Consider the following 20,961-nt stretch of genomic DNA (forward strand, 5'->3'; position numbering starts at 1 on the left):
TCGCCGTTAAACTCTCGCTAAGTGAGCTATTTTTATACTCATTGGTATTAAATAGAGCACAAACAAAAACAGGCCTGTAGATTACTGTGAATCTACAGGCCTGTTCAATACTTTACTTTAGATTTTATTAACTTTATATGGCGTTAGTAGCAAGTATTATTTACAGCAGTTAAATAAAACAGGGTAAATAAGTTAAGGCTTTTGCATTTGAATAACCACTCGGCGGTTTTTTCCTCGACCTAGTGTGGTGTCATTAGAAGCAATATGACGTTTTTCTCCGTAACCTTTCGCGGCAATTCGACTAATATCAATACCATTTTGCACAAAATAATCTCTTATTTTTTCGGCGCGGCGTTCCGATAACTTTAAGTTTGACCAACGGCCACCATAGCTATCAGAATAAGCACCAATCAATACCAGTTCTAAGTCGGGATCTAGGCTCAAATACTCACGAATCATATCGATACGCCTTTGTGATGCCTTAGTAAATTTATCACTACTCGATTGATAGTTCAGTACGGTATAAGCGATATCTTCAAAGCTGTAGTTAAGCAGATTACCTACACAGCCAACAAAATCTTTATAAGCTTTTTTAAAGCGCGCTGTTGATAGCCCAACCGATATTTTATCTTGTTCGCTATACCAGTCGTTATAATAAAAGGTCGGACTCATGCCTTGCTCTAGTTCACTTAACATTGTCCAAGCAACCTTTTTTGGTAGGGTTGGCTTAAATTGCTTATGTAATTTCATCGTCGCTAACGTGCGAGAGCCCACACCGGGTTGCCAGTTAGGTGCAACACTGCGAACTTCTGCTAAGGAGTAGTTATCGGGTAACAGCATCATATCTAGCTCAAACTCCATATTAAGCTTGCGGCTGGCTTTGGCTGAGAAGCGCGCTTCACCATAACGAGGGATTTGATGTGACAAGGTGCACTTCAGGCGTGAATCAGCAGAGAGCTGCCATTGTGAAGTATGGATATCAGCGCTATATTGACGGATGCCGGCATGTGTTCCACTGACAAGCAAACTAGCGGTTAAGCTAGCGAGGACAAGAAAAGAAGAACTCATTGCTGCGATGATTGGTTTCATAATTATGCACAATATTGAAAGCGGTAACGGGCCTATACACTTTAGCCTATATTAGATATATAAAGGTATCGTCATAAACCTAGATAACTTTAGCATTATATCAATGAAATAGCGCTTTTCATGGTAAAAACAGTCTAACTTGCCGAGAAATCACTTTCATTGTCGTTTTTAAATTAACTTTCTGCGATAATCCCCGGCATTACTTTTCCCTTTTCATTACATAGTGACCATGTCCGAATCAAGCTCAATAGATAGCCAACAAAAAACATCAACCAATACTGACAACGTTAAAAGCCAATTTGCTCAAAGATTTCGGGGCTATTTCCCTGTTGTTATCGATGTAGAAACTGCGGGCTTTAATGCCAAAACTGATGCCCTACTTGAACTTGCGGCTTCAATGTTACATCTAGATGAAAGCACAGGTGATTTTTCTATCGATGAAACCATACAATTTAACATTGAGCCTTTTGAAGGGGCTAATCTAGAACCAAAAGCACTGGAGTTTACCGGTATAGACCCTACGAACCCGTTGCGTGGCGCGGTGACGGAAGAAGAAGCACTGAAAACCCTGTTCAAATTGGTGCGTAAAAAAATGAAAGCGGCTGGCTGTCAACGAGCCATTATTGTTGCCCATAATGCCGCCTTTGATTTAGGCTTTTTAAATGCTGCCACCGAGCGCTGTAAAATTAAGCGCAGCCCTTTTCATAGTTTTGTCAGCTTTGATACTACCACGCTTGCTGGTCTTGCCTTAGGCCAGACTGTTTTAGCAAAAGCATGTATCGCAGCCAATATAGATTTTAATAATAATGAAGCGCATAGCGCATTATATGATACCGAAAAAACGGCCGAGTTATTTTGTCATATTGTTAATAGATGGCGTGCGTTAGGAGGTTGGCCGTTAACCGAGACAGAGAATGAGAATGAGACAGAAAACGAGTCTGAGTCTGAAGCACAGTAAAATAGCCGAGCTTAATCAACATACCTTGGTCACCTTGTTAATAGCTGGCGTGCGTTAGGGGTGGCCGTTAACCATTAACCGCGGCGGCAATTAAAAATCAAGTTCCGCAATAGTTGGCTTTATTGAATTTTAAAGATAAAAAAACCGCTTACGCGGTTTTTTACTTTACTATGTCGTTAATTAACTTAAACAAGTAACTTAACGATTAAGCAATAATTATAACTTATCTGCATTCTCAGTAAGGTAAGCAGCTACGCCTTCAGTAGACGCTGTCATACCTTTATCACCTTTTTTCCAACCTGCAGGACAAACTTCGCCATGGTCTTGGTGGAATTGTAAGGCATCAACCATACGTAACATTTCATCAACATCACGGCCAAGAGGTAAATCATTCACTACTTGGTGACGTACATTGCCTTCTTCATCGATTAAGAATGAACCACGGAAGGCAACACCCGCTTCAGGATGTTCAACACCGTATGCTTTACAAATTTCATGTTTAACATCAGCAACTAATGTGTATTGTACTGGACCAATACCACCGTCGTTTACTGAGGTATTACGCCATGCATTATGAGAAAATTGTGAATCAATTGACACACCAATCACTTCAACACCACGTTTTTTGAATTCTTCCATACGGTGATCAAAAGCTAATAGCTCAGATGGACAAACAAAAGTAAAATCTAACGGGTAGAAAAACACTACTGCTTTTTTACCTTTAATCGCTTCGCTTAATGTAAAGCTATCTACAATCTCACCGTTAGCTAATACTGCTGCGGCAGTGAAGTCTGGTGCAGGACGACCAACTAATACACTCATTTTATGCTCCGTTTTTTTTATGTTAAAAAAGTTTAATAATCTGCCTACAAACATGGTGGCAAATAGTTAAATATCAATCAGATAAGATAATTATTTTTCTTCTACTACAGAACTATCTTCTACTGAACTATCATCTGCTGAACTACCTTCTGTTGAAGCATGTCTGGCTGCGGCTGCTTTCACTAAAGTTTGTAATTCACCTTGCTGAAACATTTCCATAATAATATCGCAGCCACCTACTAACTCACCTTCAACCCATAATTGTGGGAAGGTTGGCCAATCGGCATATTTAGGTAATTCAGCACGAATATCTGGGTTCTGCAAAATATCAACATAAGCAAATTTCTCATCACAAGAAATTAAGGCTTGTGATGCTTGTGATGAAAAGCCACAGTTTGGTAATTTAGGAGACCCTTTCATATATAGCAAGATTGTATTTTTGCTAATTTGTTCTTTAATTCGCTCAATTGTATCCATAACACCCTCTATTAATTAATGCTTATTCTATTCAATTGCATTGATATACCTACATATGGAGATAAAAAATAAATTTACAACTACTTTCAATACAAGGTAATAGAATAAGTACTATGCGCTGAACTAGCTTAACTATTGATTTTTAAAAATATAGCCTTGAAACTTGTCCTAACAACCCTTATATAGGTCTATGACCTGAATAAATAATACTTGAGTATTTTACTCAAGTTTATATGAAAACACACCTATTTTTGGTGGAAAATTAGAATTATAACTAGGAGAGTATCATGGCCATTGAATTACCGGCATTACCTTACGAGCAAAATGCTTTAGAGCCACACATTTCAGCAGAAACTTTATCATTTCATTATGGCAAGCACCACAACACTTATGTTGTTAAGCTTAATGGCTTAATTGGCGGTACTGAGTTCGAAAATAAAAGCTTAGAAGAGATTGTTAAAAGCTCTTCTGCTGGTATTTTTAATAACGCAGCACAAATCTGGAACCATACTTTTTATTGGAACAGCTTAAGTCCAAACGGCGGCGGTGAGCCATCAGGTGATTTACTAGCAGCTATTAACAGTAACTTCGGTTCATTTGATGAATTTAAAGCTAAGTTCACTGATAGTGCTATCAATAACTTTGGCTCTAGCTGGACTTGGTTAGTGCAGAATGCAGATGGTAGCTTAGCGATTGTAAACACGTCAAATGCAGCGACACCATTAACTGACGACGGTGTTACACCACTTATTACCGTTGATTTATGGGAACATGCTTACTACATAGATTACCGTAACGTAAGACCTGATTACCTGAAAGGTTTTTGGGCATTAGCTAACTGGGATTTTGCTCAAGCTAACTTTAGCTAGTAAAACCTAGATCTGTATATGCCTAGTGAAGCTTGCTTTACTAGGCATTGTTAATAGAAAGACTTCGAGCCACTGCATTTTATCGCTACCGTAACAACAATAATGATAGCGACCATAGCTACATAAATTAAGGCTTGCCGCTTTAGTTTGCCTAGCCCCTCACGCGAGCCTGCTATATTAAATCAATAATAGTCATCGGCATGAGCCAAAATACCACTGACTAGCTTAAATTAACTGAGCTAAATTAAGCTGACTAAAATCAAACCAGATAAAACTTAGTAAATTCGCTTAATAAATAACGCTCAATCAACAAAAATTTAGTAGCGATTACCTTAAGCCAATATGGCTTAACCGATAAAACATAAAATTACCTAGTATTTGCATCAGGCTTTTTAAGTAAACAATTAAAGTTATCATAATTTAGTGAATAAATAGTTATAAAAAGCCAGATTTTCTTTAGACGTCAATTGTTTTTGCATAAAAAAACACGCTAAAAGCCATTTAATTGGCGTACATGAAAAACTAATGAATAGTTATTCATAAATATAACCCAATAGAAAGTTCAATGTTTATGCATTAGTTTTTCTAATGCCTAGACTACATTTTTTTTAGTTTGTCGACCAAGGGATTCGCCACTATGATAGCTTTGTTTTCTGAGTTAGCGCAATGTTACTTTTTCTTTCTCCCAAAGAGAGTTCATTAACCAGATTACTCTGAAATGATAGCTACTATCTTTTCTCTCTGACATGTTTCTTGGAATTTAACTTCCTTCTATCAACTTGATATTTGAGTTGGCCCGCACTTAGTTTGCGGGCTTTTTTTTGTCTTTTTTTAGCTAGAGTAAAGCTATAGAGGTGATTACAGCTGGCCTAACACTTGCGCTGGCTCAATTTTTGTTGCTCGCCATGCCGGATATACGGTTGCCAACAGGCTCATAATTAACGCGGTGATAACGGTGGCGTAAACATCACTAGCATGTAAAACACTCGGTAGGTAGTTAATAAAATAGACATCCCCCGACAAAAAGGTAACCCCAAGCAACTGCTCTAAGCCGCTCATAATATCGGTAAGGTTTAATGCAAAATAAACACCACACAGCGCGCCTAATAGACTACCAACTACCCCATTAACCAAACCTTGAAAAATAAAGGCCAACATTATTGTTTGTGAGCTGGCACCCATGGTTTTTAAAATAGCTATATCACCTTGTTTCTCATTAACCGCCATGATCAAGGTTGAGACAATATTAAAGCTAGCTACCGCGATAACCAGCACCATGACAATAAACATCACCATGCGCACCAACTGGATATCATTAAATAAATGTCCTTGGCTACGAGTCCAATTATTAATATAAACATAATGATCAAAATTATAGGCAACCTGTCGGGCAATTTTAGGGGCAGCAAATACATCGGCGACTTTCAAGCGTATACTTTGTGTTTCATTACTGGCATAGCCCATAACATCACTGGCCAGGGCCAGGGGAATATAAGCTAAAGTTTCGTCTATGGTGCCGCCAAATTTGAATATAGCAACCACTTCTACCTGACGAGTGATAGGCGAAGAAAAGGCTTGGTTAATGTCATTACCCGCTTGTGGTGGTGGTAACAATAACTGTATTTTATCGCCAAGTTGCACGGATAATTTTTTTGCCACGCCGCTACCGATTATGATGCTGTTGCTATTATGATCAGTGACCCTTAAGCCCAACCATTTACCCGCAATAATATAATCATCAATACTCGACACCTGCATTTCAAGCTCGGCATCAACGCCACGTACTTCTACCGCTTTAAGCTGCAAGCCATGTTGCAACATGCCGGTCATTTTTATTACCGGCGCAGCAGCGAGCACTGCTTGCTCATGTTGTACTTTCTTTATACTTTGTCGCCAATTCCTTATCGGCTCGTTAACACTGACAAGCTCAACATGCGGAACAATCGACAGTAGTTTTTGCGATAACTCTCGCTCAAAGCCATTCATCGCGCTGAGCACAATAATAAGTACGGTTACCCCTAAAGCAATACCTAGGGTAGAAGAAGCAGAGATGAAAGCAGAAAAACCATTACCATGTCGGCTACGCACATAACGCCAGCCTAAAAAAATACTTAAGGGTTTAAACATATTTATCGCTTACTGGTCGACTATTTTGACTTAAAACACTGTTAGCGTCATCGGTGACTAATTGTTTATTACCCTCATCGAACAAGGGTGATAATTGCCCCTGTACCAACTTCACTTGCCTATCCATACGTTTTGCCAAGACAAGATCATGAGTCACAATGACGAAACTTGTCTGAGCCGTCTTATTTAGCCTACGGATCAGTTGATAAATTTGCTCGGCGGTATCACTATCTAAATTCCCTGTTGGCTCATCAGCCAAGACTAAAGAGGGTTTGGTAACCAAGGCTCGAGCAATCGCCACGCGTTGACGTTCGCCACCTGATAATTGTGAAGGCCGGTAATCAATTCGATGACTTAAGCTAACCTGGTCAAGCATATTCTTGGCTGCTAACAATGCATCTTTGGGTTTGTCACCTCTAATCATCAATGGCATAGCAACATTTTCTTGAGCGCTAAATTCCATCATCAAATGGTGAAATTGATAAATAAAACCAATATGCTGATTTCTAAATTTAGCTCTTTCTTTGTCTGATAATTGGTGAATATCGATGCCATTGATAAGCACCTTGCCTGAAGTAGGCGTATCTAAAGCGCCGGCAAGGTGTAAGAAGGTACTTTTCCCGCAGCCCGAGCTACCCACAACGGCAAGAAGCTCACCCTTGTCAACACTGAGGTCTAAGTCTTTTAATACCTTAGTTTCGATGTCACCTTGCTTATATGATTTAGTTAGTTGACAACACTGTAATACTTTACTCATTAGTTCATAACCTTATTCATTTCGTAACACCTGTGCCGGCTGAGTGGTCGACGCTTGATATGCCGGATAAAGCGTGGCAAGAAAACTCATGACCAGTGCTGATAAAATAATAGTTAGCACATCAAAGAACTCCAACTTTATCGGTAAACTTTGTACGCCGAAGCCAAATAAATTAACCCCTATCACCAGCATTATATCGTTCAGATTCAGTGCTAATATCACGCCAATAACCCCACCTAAGCTAACGCCCCACAAACCATTAACCATGCCCTGAGTAATAAAAATCTTAATCACATCAGTACGCGCCAAACCTAATGTTTGTAATATGCCAATTTCAGCTTGTTTATCAACAACAACCATCACCAGCGCCGAGACAATATTAAAGGTAGCAACAACAACAATTAAACTAAGCATTAACCACATCATATTTTTTTCCATTTTTACTGCGGAAAATAATGCCCCTTGGCTTTCATTCCAAGTGCTAAAACTAACGGAATGCAGAGGATTGCCTGTTTGCTTACGTAATTGTGCACTTTGTTGCTTACTTTCAAGTGCGGTTACTACTTGCTGGGCATTAAAGGCGTCATCTAAATAAAGGCGTAATTTATCAATACCATCGCCCGTTCGCCTGAGTAATTTTGCGCCATAGCGACTGTCCACATAAACCATGGCATCATCAACTTGTGAGCCAATATGAAAAATACCTGCCACGGTAAAAACACGTTGTACCGGTATACGCCCCATGGGGGTAAAAATGCTCTTATTGGGCAGTACCAAACGCACTTCATCACCCAGGTTCACTTGTAATTTATTGGCTAATGACTGCCCTAATACTAAGGAGTAGCTTTGGCTCGAAAGATTTGCCAGACTACCGGCAACCATATGACTGCTAATAATATTTTGTCTTTCAAATTTAGGCATAATACCTTGTAGTAAAACGCCTTGAAGACCTGTTGTCGATTGAATTAAGGCCTCACTTTCCAGAAAAGGTGTCACTTGCAGCACATGAGGCTGAGTAAGAAGTTCTTTGCGTAAGCTTTGCCAATATGAGTTTTGCGTAGCACCAGTACCTTTATCAGCCTCTTTATCAGGAAAGTCACTGACAATGACATGGGGGATAATACCTAAGATGCGTCTTTTTTGCTCACCTTCAAAACCGTTCATCACGGAGACCACGGTAATCAGTGATGCCACCCCTAATAAAATACCGACAGTGGAAAAGAAAGTAATAAAAGAAACAAAGCCAGTGGGGCTTTTACTACGACTATAACGTAGCCCGATGAAGATGCTAATAGGTTGAAACATTAGGTATTATTATTTTATCTGCGGCCAATTTAGAATGGTCTGTAGCATAACACAGTCACTATAATTGTCTGAGATAAATAGCCGGAGGGATAGGTATAGTTACAATTTTCTGTTATAAGTTTCAGCTATGGTATTATTTTTTTTAACTTTTACCTTATTTATGAAAAGCACTCTCTTTTAAATGGAAACTGATCCGATGATTACTCATTCCCTTGAACAAAAATTAAGCCTATATCATGAGTTTTTTGCCATTGAGCATGACTTCTCGGTAAATATTACCACCATAAAAAAAGAGGAAGCCAGTAGTTTTGCACAATTTATGAGCCGTATGCCAATGCCATTTAAACTGTCAACTGAGATGAACTCAATCGATCAATCGGCGTTAAGATCATTACAAAGTTTAGGCAATAGCGCAACTCAACTAGTTAGCTTCCTTAATCAACAATCACAGAAAATTGATTTACTGGTCGGCTATATTCTTAGTCAACAAGATGACGTTCAATATAGGTACCAAGGCATAAAGTTTGGCGGTGGTGGCATTAAATTTATCGCGCCAACTGTATTTAGTATTGGCCAAATACTTGAGCTAAAAATATTTTTACTGGAAAATAATTGTGCTATCTATTGTTATGGTGAAGTAGTCGAGGTTGAGTCGGCTAACGAACAGTTTGCCTACAAGGTAACTTTTCACTTTATACGAGAAGAAGATAGAGAGATATTGGTGCGTGCCAGTTTACATGAGCAATCTAAACAATTACAAAAACTGGCGAAATTACGCAATCAAGAAAATGATCGATAAAGCAAACACTTATCTTATTTAAAGTAAAACATCTGCGACTCATTTAGAACATAAAAACTAAACACAAATTCTATTGATAGCCTGCTCTACTTCTTTGGACGTTTGTTGCTGCTGCTCGGCATGTGCGGCAACAGAATTTAAACCACTGTTGATATCATGACTTAAGGATACTACCGCTAACATAGTGTCATTAATCGATGACGTTGCGCTTTGTTGCGCCAACGTTGTACTGGCGATTTGTGATGTTAAATTATCAACATCTTGACAAGCATAACCAATTTTATCTAATGCTTTAACAACGTCAGCGGAATACTTTAACGAGTCTTGGGTTAACTTATGGCCTTTACTGATACTATTGACGGCATTGCTTGATTTAGTTTGTAAGCGCTCAACCATAGCTTGTATTTCTACCGTTGACTCTTGAGTTCGGTGCGCTAAGGCTCGAACTTCATCAGCAACAACAGCAAAACCTCGGCCCTGCTCACCCGCGCGCGCAGCTTCAATGGCCGCATTTAAGGCAAGTAAATTGGTTTGCTCGGCAATACCTTTAATAACATCTAAGACAGAGCCGATACGAGCACATTCCTCTTGCAGTAAAGCAAGCTCTTTTGCCATCTCCCCCACTTCACTCGCCACAGCCTCAATAGTTTTTTGACTAATATTAGAGGAATTGACTCCTTCGGCTAAGGTTTCCATGACTGAACTAGTTGTTTCACTTACTTGTTCAGCACTGTTTGATAAACTTGATGAGGTATTGGCTACATCCTCAATCGACTCTGCCATTTGCGCAATTTGTACAGTTGAGTTTTCCACCAACTTGATTGACTCGCTCATTTGCTGAGACAACGAAGTAGACCCTTGGCATAACACTTCTGACTCTTGGCGGATAACGTTAACTACATCGGCTAAACCAACAATAAAATGACTAAGCTCATTGGTTACTTGCGCAAGATCATCATTGGCAGGATCTTTTAATGGCTCTGCTGGCGCTTCTTCGGTACTGACAACCATATCAATATAAGCATTTAAACGCAGTAATCGATTGGTTAACATATGGGTGAAAAAAAAGTAGCTCACCAGGCTTTGTAACACCACTAAAGCACTGAATATTACCACCAAGGTAAAGTTACTCACTGAGTCGATCATAAAAAAAGTGCTAAAAATAAATACTAAGCCTATGGCTAAATTGGGTATAAGGAGCTTTATCGATAGTTTACTGAGCATACTATTTTCTCTTTTGTTTTTTTTATTCATACTAGGAATTTTTATACTAAGTATTTTATATAGTAGAATAAATTACCTGTACAGCATTATTTTTGCTAGTATTTTCATCAAAGTTATCAAAAAAGGTATTAGCATCTATGTCATTAATCGCAATAATTATTATAACCCTTGCTATAGGTATTATCCCTGGAGGAATTTTGTTATTAAGAAAATCGGCGAAAAAATTTAATTTAACACCAGAGCAACTGCTAAAAATTAAGCAGCGTAACGAAATGCTTGATAAAGAAGATCAAGAAGAACAAGACAAAAAATAAGAAGAGAGCAACAGGATTAAAATAATTCGTTAATTTCGGTATAGGGTTTTAATCAAATGATAGCCAAATTTTGTTTTTATCGGTCCGTGTACTTTTAATATCGGTCTTTTAAAGACCACATCATCAAAAGCTTTCACCATTTTTCCGCGGCGAAACTCGCCCAAATCACCACCTTTTTTCTTCGATGGACAAAGGGAATATTTTTTTGCTAGTACGCCAAAATTAGCACCGTTAGCAAGTTGTGCTTTTATTTCTATCGCTTGTTGTTCAGTTTTCACTAAAATATGTAATGCACATGCACTCGCCATAGCTGTTATACCTATTGAGTTGAGATTATTGTTGTTATTATACTAGATATACTAAGAGCAATGGCACTAATTATTTGCTGGTCTAAAAATGGTCTAAACTGCCAATTTTACCCTTATATTTACTGCCCTAGTTCGCTTTGACTCAAGTAAGCTATTGGCTTTTAAAAGGTCCCTCATTGAACATTGATTATTTAATGAGCTCAAATACCACAAAATTACAAATAATTACTTTTACTTACCTTTTTCATGACATAATATGTCAATGAATTTAACTACTCGGCGTGACTTATACTTATGAAAACAATCCAACACCTGTTTGATAATAATAAACGATGGGCAGAAAAAATTACTAAAGAAAACCCTGGTTTTTTTAAATCTTTATCTGAACAACAATCACCCAAATACTTATGGATAGGTTGCTCTGACTCTCGTGTACCTGCCAATGAGTTACTTGGTATGCAACCTGGTGAAGTCTTTGTACACCGTAATATAGCGAACCAAGTTATTCATACCGACTTAAACTGTTTATCTGTTATTCAATATGCCGTCGATGTATTAAAAGTACAGCATATTATCGTTTGTGGTCATTATGGTTGTGGTGGTGTCAGTGCCGCCCTGGATAATAAAAGCCATGGCCTTATTGATAACTGGTTACGCCATATTGAAGATGTTTACCGTTTCCATAAAGAAGAGATGGACAAGCTTACCGATGAGAAAGAGCGGATTAATTTATTATGTGAGCTCAATGTTATCGAGCAAGTAGCCAATATATGTAAAACCACCACCTTGTTAACAGCTTGGCATAATAAACAGGATATTACTGTGCATGGCGTAGTATACAACTTACACGATGGCATTTTAAAAGATCTTAACGTGTCTGCCAACAGCAAATAAACAGGAGTATATTTAGTTAACTAGACAGACAAGCAATAAAAAACCAGCAAACTTAACTCAGTTAGCTGGTTTTTAGCAAAATATATCCTTGCTTATTTACTATAAAACGCCACGTTCAATTTGATTTAATTCAATTGATTTAAACAAGGTTGAAAAATTACCCTCACCAAAACCTTGATCATTCACTCGCTGGATCATTTCAATAAATATGGGACCGAATAAGTTTTTAGTAAATATCTGCAATAAGTAAGTATTTTCACCTTGGCTATCAACCAAAATTTGATGCTCTTTAATCTTATCTTTATCTTCTTTTACCCAAGGTACGCGGTCAAATATATCATCATAATACTCAGGCAAAATATTTAGCGTATCAATAATGTCGCTATCTAACTTATCAAGTGAGCCGACAAGATCATCCGTTATAAAAGCTAAATGCTGCACGCCAGGGCCATTATATTCTTTTAAATACTCATCAATTTGATTATTGGTACTGCCTTTACCTTCATTAATGGGTATACAGAATTTACCACAAGGTGATTGCAGTGCATAAGAGATCAATGCTGTTTTAATACCTTTGATATCAAAATAGCGAATTTCGGTAAAACCAAAAACGTCTTTATAAAAATCAGCCCATTTATGCATGGTGCCTTGACGAACATTGTTAGTCATATGATCAACCGCTAAAAAGCCTTTGTCTTCAACGATAACGGGCTCATCAATATCTTCAAAGTCGGTATCATAGATCAAACCTTTATTTTTACCTGTTCTGGCAAAGTTATCGATGAAATAGATAAGGCTATCACCAATACCAAAAATTGCTGGATAGGGAAGTTTGTTGGCTTCATTTTCTGCAGATTTTGCACCACGCTTCACCGCTTCAGTAAAAGCAAAATCAGCATCTTCAACACGCCAGCCCATAGAACAAATGGCAGGACCATGACTTTTAGCAAATTCTTTAGAAAAACCTGATTTTTCATTATTGATAAGAAAATGGATGTCATTTTGATTATAGTAATCAACATCACGTCCTTTCATTTTTTTGGTTTTAGAAAAACCAAAGCCATAAAAAGCTTTTTCCATAAAATCAGAGTCGGGGGTGGCATATTCAGTAAACTCAATACCACAAAGTTTTAATGGGTTCTTACATTCGGTCATTGTTATTTCTCTTCCAATCATATTCTTATATTAAAGCTATTATCAATGGCAAAGCTTAGAAGCGAAAGAGCTGTTAGTACGAGGCCTAATCTATGGTTGTAACAGAAATTGTACGAGTATTTTGTTAAAAACCTTGCTCACTGCTAACAAGGCTATACTGATGCTAGTAGTCCACTGTATACATTTATGTACAGTGGTAATTTGCACTAATAGAATCAGCACTACTCACTTGATATTTACCTGATAGCAAGCACTGGTGTTACTGACCTACTATGCTTTCAAGCAATAAAACAGCAATTACCATGGTTGTATATAAAATAGCTAGTTGATCTCTCATGGATTTTTCTGGGCAATTACAATTTAATTCTATAAATTTCTTAGCAAAATCAGCCAGAACAACTAACCTTAAATTATAGCAGGTGCTTTTTACTTTACCTTTACAAGCTGTTAGGTACTAACTTTTGCTAATTTATCTTAAATGGATAGTTTTTCGCTCTTTTGGAGGTAGTTATGAGTATTTTTCAACATTATCAATCACGTTATGAACAAGCCCAACAAGAAGAATTTAGCTTGCAAGAATTTTTAACTATCTGTAAAGACGATAATCTAGCTTACGCTAGTGCATCAGAACGCTTACTTCTTGCCATTGGTGAACCTGAAATGGTAGATACCGCCACAGACCCGAAACTCAGTAGGATATTCTCCAACAGGGTTATTAAGCGCTATCCTGCTTTTACCGACTTTTACGGCATGGAAGAAGCCATTGAGCAAATAGTTTCTTATCTAAAACATGCTTCACAAGGATTAGAAGAGCATAAACAGATCTTGTATTTATTAGGCCCGGTAGGCGGTGGTAAATCATCTATAGCGGAAAAGTTAAAATTCCTGATGCAACAAAAGCCTATTTATGTTTTAAGCGCCAATGGCATACGTAGTCCGGTAAATGATCACCCCTTCTGCTTATTTGATGCAAATTCAGACGGTAAAATCTTAAAAGAAGAATACAATATCCCAGAGCGTTACTTGAACAATATTATTTCTCCTTGGGCGGCAAAACGCTTACATGAATATAAAGGTGATATTGCTCAATTTAAAGTGATCAAAATTCATCCTTCTATTTTGGATCAAATTGCCATCGCCAAAACCGAGCCTGGTGATGATAATAATCAAGATATCTCAGCACTTGTTGGTAAAGTTGATATTAGGCAGCTTGAGCATTTTGCTCAAAATGATGCGGATGCTTATAGTTATTCAGGCGCATTGTGTCGATCCAATCAAGGTTTGATGGAATTTGTTGAAATGTTTAAAGCACCCATTAAAGTGCTGCATCCATTACTTACCGCTACCCAAGAAGGTAATTACAACCCAACTGAGGGGCTTTCAGCTTTACCCTTTAACGGTATTATACTTGCCCATTCAAATGAATCTGAATGGCAAAACTTTAGAAATAACAAAAACAACGAAGCCTTCTTAGACCGGGTATATATTGTTAAAGTGCCTTATTGCATGCGTATTTCTGAAGAAGTTAAGATCTATAAAAAACTACTTGAAAACAGCGAATTAAAAACGGCGCAATGTGCGCCAGATACTTTAGATATTCTTGCGCAATTCTCGGTCTTATCTCGTTTAAAAGACCCTGTTAACTCAAGCATTTATTCAAAAATGCGTGTTTATAATGGCGAGACTCTTAAGGATACCGATCCAAAAGCAAAATCCTATCAAGAGTACCGTGACTATGCTGGTATTGATGAAGGCATGTCAGGACTTTCTACTCGCTTTGCTTTTAAGATTTTATCTCGGGTATTTAACTTCGATAGTGCTGAAGTCGCGGCAAACCCAGTGCACTTATTCTATGTATTAGAGCAACAAGTTGAACGAGAGCAACTGCCTAAAGAAACCGCAGAGCGCTATATGGAATTTATCAAAGGCTACCTGACCCCTCAATATATTGAGTTTATTGGTAAAGAAATTCAAACCGCCTACTTAGAGTCTTACTCCGAATACGGACAAAACATTTTTGACCGATATGTTACTTATGCAGATTTTTGGATTCAAGATCAAGAGTATAGAGATGCAGAGACCGGTCAGCTATTTGATCGTCAATCTCTTAATGATGAATTAGAAAAAATTGAAAAACCAGCAGGTATAAGCAACCCGAAGGATTTCCGTAATGAAATAGTTAATTTTGTCCTACGGGCAAAAGCCAATAATAATGGTCAAAATCCACTTTGGACTAGCTATGAAAAACTACGTACTGTTATTGAGAAAAAAATGTTTTCCAATACTGAAGATTTATTACCTGTTATTTCTTTTAATGCTAAAACATCAAGCGATGACCAACAAAAACATGATGATTTTGTTAAACGTATGATGACAAAAGGCTATACCCAAAAGCAAGTACGCTTATTATCTGAGTGGTATTTACGGGTTAGAAAGTCTTCTTAAGTCGTATCTCTTGCGCAATAGGGATAAGCTAGAAAAGAGATAAGGATAATATATGGCCAATTTTATTGATAGACGTCTTAACAGTAAAAATAAAAGTACCGTTAATCGTCAACGCTTTTTAAGGCGTTATAAAAATCAAATTAAAAAATCTGTCTCGGATGCAATAAACCAACGAGGTGTGACAGATATAGATTCTGGTGAAAGCATCATTATCCCCAAACAGGATTTATCCGAGCCGATTTTCCATCAAGGTGATGGCGGTATAAAAGATAGAGTACATCCAGGCAATGATCAATATTCTCCTGGTGATAAAATCCCTCGTCCGCCGAAACAGCAAGGCCAAGGGTCTGGTCAAGGGGATGCTAGTAATAGCGGGGAAGGCGAAGATGACTTTACCTTTTCCATTTCAAAGGAAGAATATCTAAACCTTCTTTTTTAAGACTTAGAGCTACCCAACCTTGAGAAAAATCAATTAGATAAGATGATTGAATATAAAACGGTGCGCAGTGGTTTTTGCACCCAGGGTGTGGCATCAAATATAGATATAGTCAAATCACTGCAAGGATCCATTGCCCGTCGTATAGTAATGACCTGCTCAAAACGTAAAAAGTTAAAAGAGCTTGAGCAAGAACTTTTAGCGCTTAGTCAAGATACCCATGATCATATTCAACAAGAGCGTGCGTTGCGACTTGAGATTAAAACACTAAAAAACAAAATAGCTAAAGTCCCTTTTATTGATACTTTCGACTTACGTTTTCGCAATTATGCTAAGCAAGCAGTACCGACGTCAAAAGCGGTAATGTTTTGCTTAATGGATGTTTCAGGCTCGATGGATCAAGCAACAAAAGAAATGGCAAAACGCTTTTATATTTTACTTTATCTATTTCTTAGTCGTACCTATAAAAATATTGATGTTATTTATATCCGGCATCATACCCAAGCGAAAGAAGTCGATGAACATGAGTTTTTTTACTCCCAAGAGACCGGCGGAACAATTGCCTCAAGTGCCTTAGAGTTAATGAATGATATTATCTGCGAACGCTATAATGATAATCAATGGAACATTTATGGTGCCCAAGCTTCTGATGGCGATAACTGGGCAGATGACTCGCCCCGCTGTCAAACAATTTTAGAGCAACAAATACTGCCTAAAAGCCGCTATTTTAGTTATATAGAAATAACCCAAAGAGCACACCAAACCCTATGGAAACACTATCAAGCAGTGGAGCAGTCTAATACTAACTTTGCCATGCAGCATATCAAATCAGTCGCTGATATTTACCCGGTATTTAGGGAGCTTTTCAAAAAGAACACACAAAATGCCACGTAACTTATTAAATGGGGTGATAGATGACAAACACTAATGATGATACCGCTCAAAAAACTAAAGTAACGCCTTTAGACGATAGTCCAGATTGGACTTTTGACTTGCTTGGACAATATCAGCGAGAGATTGCGCGTGTTGCTGACTTTTACCGCCTTGATACTTATACCAATCAAATAGAGGTGATCACGGCGGAACAAATGATGGATGCATATGCCAGTGCGGGCATGCCTCTCGGTTATAGTCATTGGACCTTCGGCAAAAAATTCATTCAAACGGAACAAAACTATCAACGAGGACAGATGGGCTTAGCTTATGAAATTGTAATAAATTCAGATCCTTGCATTTCATACTTGATGGAAGAAAACACCATGACCATGCAAGCACTGGTCATGGCACATGCTTGTTATGGTCATAACTCTTTCTTTAAAGGAAATTATTTATTTAAATCATGGACTGATGCCAGTTCAATTATCGACTACTTACTTTTTGCCAAAAGTTATATTGCCAAGTGTGAACTAAAATATGGTATCAGTGAGGTAGAAGCTACTTTAGATGCCTGTCATGCCTTAATGAGTCATGGTGTTGACCGTTATAAGAGACCACAAAAAATATCACTCGATGAAGAACTTAGAAGACAATCTGAACGTGCTGAATATTTGCAATCACAGGTAAACGCTTTATGGCGCACTGTCCCTAAAAAAGCACAGCAAGACGATGAGAAAAAAAACATATTCCCCAAAGAGCCTCAAGAAAATCTTTTATATTTTATTGAGAAAAATGCCCCTTTGCTCAAACCTTGGCAAAGAGAAATTGTCAGAATAGTCAGGAAAATATCGCAATATTTCTACCCGCAGAAACAAACTCAAGTGATGAATGAAGGTTGGGCCTGTTTTTGGCACTACACTATTTTAAACCACTTATATGATGAGGGTTTAGTCACAGATAAATTTATGCTGGAATTTTTACACAGTCATACTAATGTCATTGCTCAACCTGAATACAACAGTAAATATTATTCAGGTATAAATCCTTATGCTTTAGGTTTTAATATGTTCATTGATATCAGACGTATTTGTGAACACCCAACAGAAGAAGATAAAGAATATTTTCCTGAAATAGCGGGCAGTAACTGGCTAGATACTTTACATTTTGCCATGGAAAACTTTAAAGATGAAAGTTTTATCAGCCAATATTTATCGCCAAAACTAATGCGTGACTTTAAATTCTTTCATATTCATGATGATAGTGACAATAATTATGTTGAAATTGGTGCTATTCATAATGAGCAAGGCTATAAAAAAGTTCGTCAAAACCTAGCAAATCAGTATAACCTCAGTAATATTGAAGTAAATATCCAAATAATTGATGCCAATGTTGATGGTGACAGAGCGCTAACCCTTAGATACACGCCACACAATGGGGTAGAGCTGGGGGAATCAAAAGATGAGGTATTAAAGCACCTGCATTATTTATGGCACTTTGACGTTAAGATTGTGCAAGAAATGAAGTCAGGTGAAGATAAGATCATTGCCAGCTGTCCACAAAAAAATAAAGACGACTAGCGTCGTCTTTATTTATGTTGATGAGCAAATCTATCAAACATTAATCATTAGATAATTCTTTTAATACGTCATCCTTAAGATCTGCCCACAATTTTCCTGATTCAATACCATACTTACGTACAGCCAAAATCGCTTCATCGAATTTATTAGCTTTAGCAAGCTCTATTAACGATTGATAATAAGCCCTAGATATCTCCCTGCCTTTAGGGTGAGCAAAATACAAACTACCAATACGTGAATATAAACCTCTAAAACCATTAAGAATTAATAAATAAATAGAGTTACCTGACGCTACCACTAATGCTTTATTTAATTCATAATCAAATTGTGCAAAGGCTTCACCCGTATCTTCTACATCTAAATAACCTTGCAGGCATTCAATGGCTTTCTCAGGGTTATTTTTTAATGCCCCACGAATATAAATAGCACTGATATTGGTACGCGCTGATAATAAGTTGTCAACTAAATCAGGAATACCCTCTTGATCTAATTGTGCCAGCGTTTCGAGGATATTTAAGCTTGAGGTTTCCCAAAAATTATTTACTTTAGTCGGCTTACCATGTCGAATGGTTAACCAACCGTCACGCGCTAAACGCTGTAAGACTTCTCTAAGGGTAGTTCGCGTCACTCCGATAAGTTCAGAGAGTTCACGTTCTGCTGGTAATATAGTGCCGGGAGGAAAACCACCATTCCAAATGGATTCAACGATATATTGTTCTGCAAATCCTGCTGGGCTTTTAGCTTTTATGACCATTGACTATAATTACCTGATAATAGTTGTAAATTGAGGATGGATTTTCAACAGATTGTACCAGAAGTATAGTTATGCACAAGAGCCTTACAATTACTCGCTGGTGAAAGTAAAAACTAAGCATTCGCTTGTTATAAGTCAAATAGATAATTACTATCAATAAAATTAATGAATTTCAAAGGCTTTGTTGTATCATTATGTTAAAAGTTTGATAGAATTCCAAGCTAATAATAATCGCTAAAATTGCATACAATTTCACAGCCCATTTAGAGAATTACATGAAACAACTTTTATACGTTTTACTGGCGTTATCTGCGGTGCTCTTTCCAAGCATAGCTTTCGCTGCCGAGGCAGCACACCAAAATATTGATTTAACTAGTCACTGGATTGGCTACACCGCTATAGCAATTTTTGTTCTAGCCTATACTCTGGTTATTTTAGAAGAACAGTTGCACCTGAGAAAATCAAAACCGGTACTGCTTGCTGCCGGCCTTATTTGGATATTAATTGCTGCCTATTATAACTCTCAAGGAATGCCAGACGCTGCTGCTGTAGCCATTCGTCATAATTTCTTAGAATATACCGAGTTATTCTTCTTTTTATTAGTCGCGATGACTTACATTAATGCCATGTTAGAGCGTGATGTTTTTAATGCTCTGCGCGATTGGTTAGTACAAAAAGGCTTTAGCTATAAAACGCTTTTTTGGCTAACCGGTATTCTGGCCTTCTTTATCTCACCTATTGCAGATAACTTAACCACGGCACTTATTATGTGTGCGGTAGTTTTAGCGGTTGGTAAAGATGAGCCTAAATTTATTGCCATGAGCTGTGTCAATATTGTCATTGGCGCAAATGCCGGTGGTGCATTTAGCCCATTTGGTGACATTACTACCCTAATGGTATGGCAAAAAGGTATTCTTGAGTTTACTGATTTCTTTGCGCTATTCTTACCAGCGGTAGTGAACTTTGTTATTCCTGCCTTTATTATGCAATTCTTTATACCTACAGGTAAGCCAAGTGCTATTACAGGCGAAATGACGCCGATCAAAAAAGGCGGATTAACCATAGTCGGCTTGTTTATTTTGACTATTATTACGGCAGTATCTTTCCATAACTTCCTACATTTACCACCGGTATTTGGCATGATGTTAGGTTTATCTTATTTGAAATTCTTTGGTTACTATCTTCGTCAATCAGGTCTAGGTGAAATCGACAAATCAGATTCACCTACCGGCCATATAATTAATGATGATTTTGATATTTTTGACAAAATTGCCAAAGCCGAATGGGATACACTGTTCTTCTTCTACGGCGTTATTTTAGCGGTTGGTGGTTTAGGCTTTATTGGTTACTTAGGCATGGCTTCAGAATTCATGTACGGCGAATTAGGGGCAACGAATGCCAATATTATAGTCGGTCTATTATCGGCCATTGTTGATAACATCCCGGTGATGTTTGCGGTATTAACCATGAACCCTGATATGTCAGACACCCAATGGTTGCTCGTTACACTAACGGCGGGTGTCGGTGGTAGTTTATTATCTGTTGGCTCTGCTGCGGGTGTTGCGCTAATGGGACAAGCACGCGGCTATTATACCTTCTTTAGTCACTTAAAATGGACGCCGGTAATTGCCCTTGGCTACGCTGCCAGTATTTATGTGCATTTATTAATAAACTAATCATCGGTATTAAATGCTGACATTAATAATGTCATATTAATGTCAGGAGAAAGCCAATCAGCTTTTTCTTCATGGTACCTTTTAAAAAAGCTTCTATTT

The 20,961-nt window shown here is 37.8% G+C and carries 18 protein-coding genes and 1 pseudogene; 9 read left to right on the top strand and 10 right to left on the bottom strand.

Going from position 1 to position 20,961, the window contains the following annotated elements:
• Positions 1-192 precede the first annotated feature (192 nt).
• Positions 193-1,089, bottom strand: coding sequence for a flagellar protein MotY (locus MTCD1_RS08055; RefSeq protein ID WP_231733048.1), 897 nt, complete (start codon positions 1,087-1,089; stop codon positions 193-195).
• 229 nt (positions 1,090-1,318) lie between these two features.
• On the opposite strand from MTCD1_RS08055, the gene rnt reads away from it, so the two are divergent.
• Entirely contained in the window at positions 1,319-2,047 is a 729-nt protein-coding gene (gene rnt, locus MTCD1_RS08060; RefSeq protein ID WP_057181508.1) for a ribonuclease T, read from the top strand.
• 216 nt (positions 2,048-2,263) lie between these two features.
• On the opposite strand, the gene MTCD1_RS08065 is transcribed toward rnt, so the two are convergent.
• Entirely contained in the window at positions 2,264-2,869 is a 606-nt protein-coding gene (locus MTCD1_RS08065; RefSeq protein ID WP_057181705.1) for a peroxiredoxin, read from the bottom strand.
• 90 nt (positions 2,870-2,959) lie between these two features.
• The gene (gene grxD / locus MTCD1_RS08070; RefSeq protein ID WP_057181509.1) at positions 2,960-3,346 is read right to left on the bottom strand and encodes a Grx4 family monothiol glutaredoxin; all 387 of its coding nucleotides are present in this window, start codon (positions 3,344-3,346) and stop codon (positions 2,960-2,962) included.
• Between the two features lie 287 nt (positions 3,347-3,633).
• On the opposite strand from grxD, the gene MTCD1_RS08075 reads away from it, so the two are divergent.
• Positions 3,634-4,215 carry a Fe-Mn family superoxide dismutase gene (locus MTCD1_RS08075; RefSeq protein ID WP_057181510.1) on the top strand — a complete coding sequence of 194 codons (582 nt, stop codon included), beginning with the start codon at positions 3,634-3,636 and terminating at the stop codon, positions 4,213-4,215.
• An 858-nt stretch (positions 4,216-5,073) separates the two neighbouring features.
• Here the strand turns inward: MTCD1_RS08075 and lolE are convergent.
• The 3 genes from lolE to MTCD1_RS08090 are packed head-to-tail and all read right to left on the bottom strand — an operon-like array spanning position 5,074 to position 8,404.
• On the bottom strand, positions 5,074-6,342 hold the full coding sequence (gene lolE / locus MTCD1_RS08080; protein ID WP_057181511.1) for a lipoprotein-releasing ABC transporter permease subunit LolE: 1,269 nt from the start codon (positions 6,340-6,342) through the stop codon (positions 5,074-5,076).
• Entirely contained in the window at positions 6,335-7,099 is a 765-nt protein-coding gene (lolD, locus tag MTCD1_RS08085) for a lipoprotein-releasing ABC transporter ATP-binding protein LolD (protein WP_057181512.1), read from the bottom strand. Before lolD ends, lolE begins: the two co-directional genes overlap by 8 nt.
• A gap of 12 nt (positions 7,100-7,111) precedes the next feature.
• Complete coding sequence (locus MTCD1_RS08090; RefSeq protein WP_057181513.1) at positions 7,112-8,404, bottom strand: lipoprotein-releasing ABC transporter permease subunit; 1,293 nt, start codon at positions 8,402-8,404, stop codon at positions 7,112-7,114.
• A 196-nt stretch (positions 8,405-8,600) separates the two neighbouring features.
• On the opposite strand from MTCD1_RS08090, the gene MTCD1_RS08095 reads away from it, so the two are divergent.
• Positions 8,601-9,203 (top strand): PilZ domain-containing protein, encoded by a 603-nt coding sequence (locus MTCD1_RS08095; protein WP_057181706.1) that lies wholly within the window; start codon positions 8,601-8,603, stop codon positions 9,201-9,203.
• A gap of 57 nt (positions 9,204-9,260) precedes the next feature.
• Here the strand turns inward: MTCD1_RS08095 and MTCD1_RS08100 are convergent, their stop codons facing one another.
• Positions 9,261-10,457 carry a methyl-accepting chemotaxis protein gene (locus MTCD1_RS08100; protein WP_082606538.1) on the bottom strand — a complete coding sequence of 399 codons (1,197 nt, stop codon included), beginning with the start codon at positions 10,455-10,457 and terminating at the stop codon, positions 9,261-9,263.
• A 107-nt stretch (positions 10,458-10,564) separates the two neighbouring features.
• Between MTCD1_RS08100 and MTCD1_RS08105 the strand changes: the two genes are divergently transcribed.
• Entirely contained in the window at positions 10,565-10,741 is a 177-nt protein-coding gene (locus tag MTCD1_RS08105) for a DUF2897 family protein (RefSeq protein ID WP_082606539.1), read from the top strand.
• Between the two features lie 29 nt (positions 10,742-10,770).
• On the opposite strand, the gene ppiC is transcribed toward MTCD1_RS08105, so the two are convergent.
• Positions 10,771-11,049 (bottom strand): peptidylprolyl isomerase PpiC, encoded by a 279-nt coding sequence (gene ppiC / locus MTCD1_RS08110; protein ID WP_057181515.1) that lies wholly within the window; start codon positions 11,047-11,049, stop codon positions 10,771-10,773.
• Positions 11,050-11,343: 294 nt separating this feature from the next.
• Here ppiC and can point away from each other — a divergent pair, with 294 nt between their 5' ends.
• On the top strand, positions 11,344-11,943 hold the full coding sequence (can, locus tag MTCD1_RS08115) for a carbonate dehydratase (RefSeq protein ID WP_057181516.1): 600 nt from the start codon (positions 11,344-11,346) through the stop codon (positions 11,941-11,943).
• Between the two features lie 99 nt (positions 11,944-12,042).
• On the opposite strand, the gene hppD is transcribed toward can, so the two are convergent.
• On the bottom strand, positions 12,043-13,098 hold the full coding sequence (gene hppD / locus MTCD1_RS08120; protein WP_057181517.1) for a 4-hydroxyphenylpyruvate dioxygenase: 1,056 nt from the start codon (positions 13,096-13,098) through the stop codon (positions 12,043-12,045).
• 510 nt (positions 13,099-13,608) lie between these two features.
• On the opposite strand from hppD, the gene MTCD1_RS08125 reads away from it, so the two are divergent.
• From MTCD1_RS08125 to MTCD1_RS08135, 3 genes and pseudogenes are all read left to right on the top strand, one after another.
• Positions 13,609-15,543 (top strand): PrkA family serine protein kinase, encoded by a 1,935-nt coding sequence (locus MTCD1_RS08125; protein ID WP_057181518.1) that lies wholly within the window; start codon positions 13,609-13,611, stop codon positions 15,541-15,543.
• Positions 15,544-15,595: 52 nt separating this feature from the next.
• Positions 15,596-16,873 (top strand): annotated as a pseudogene (locus tag MTCD1_RS08130) (YeaH/YhbH family protein).
• A 20-nt stretch (positions 16,874-16,893) separates the two neighbouring features.
• Positions 16,894-18,432, top strand: coding sequence for a SpoVR family protein (locus tag MTCD1_RS08135; protein WP_057181520.1), 1,539 nt, complete (start codon positions 16,894-16,896; stop codon positions 18,430-18,432).
• A 40-nt stretch (positions 18,433-18,472) separates the two neighbouring features.
• Here the strand turns inward: MTCD1_RS08135 and fadR are convergent, their stop codons facing one another.
• Positions 18,473-19,186, bottom strand: a complete 714-nt coding sequence (fadR, locus tag MTCD1_RS08140) for a fatty acid metabolism transcriptional regulator FadR (RefSeq protein WP_057181521.1) — start codon at positions 19,184-19,186, stop codon at positions 18,473-18,475.
• Positions 19,187-19,461: 275 nt separating this feature from the next.
• Here fadR and nhaD point away from each other — a divergent pair, with 275 nt between their 5' ends.
• A complete protein-coding gene (gene nhaD / locus MTCD1_RS08145) occupies positions 19,462-20,862 on the top strand; it encodes a sodium:proton antiporter NhaD (protein WP_057181522.1) in 1,401 nt (466 codons plus the stop codon).
• The last annotated feature ends 99 nt before the right edge of the window (positions 20,863-20,961 follow it).

The organism is Colwellia marinimaniae, assembly GCF_002207865.1.
Lineage (GTDB): Bacteria > Pseudomonadota > Gammaproteobacteria > Enterobacterales > Alteromonadaceae > Colwellia > Colwellia marinimaniae.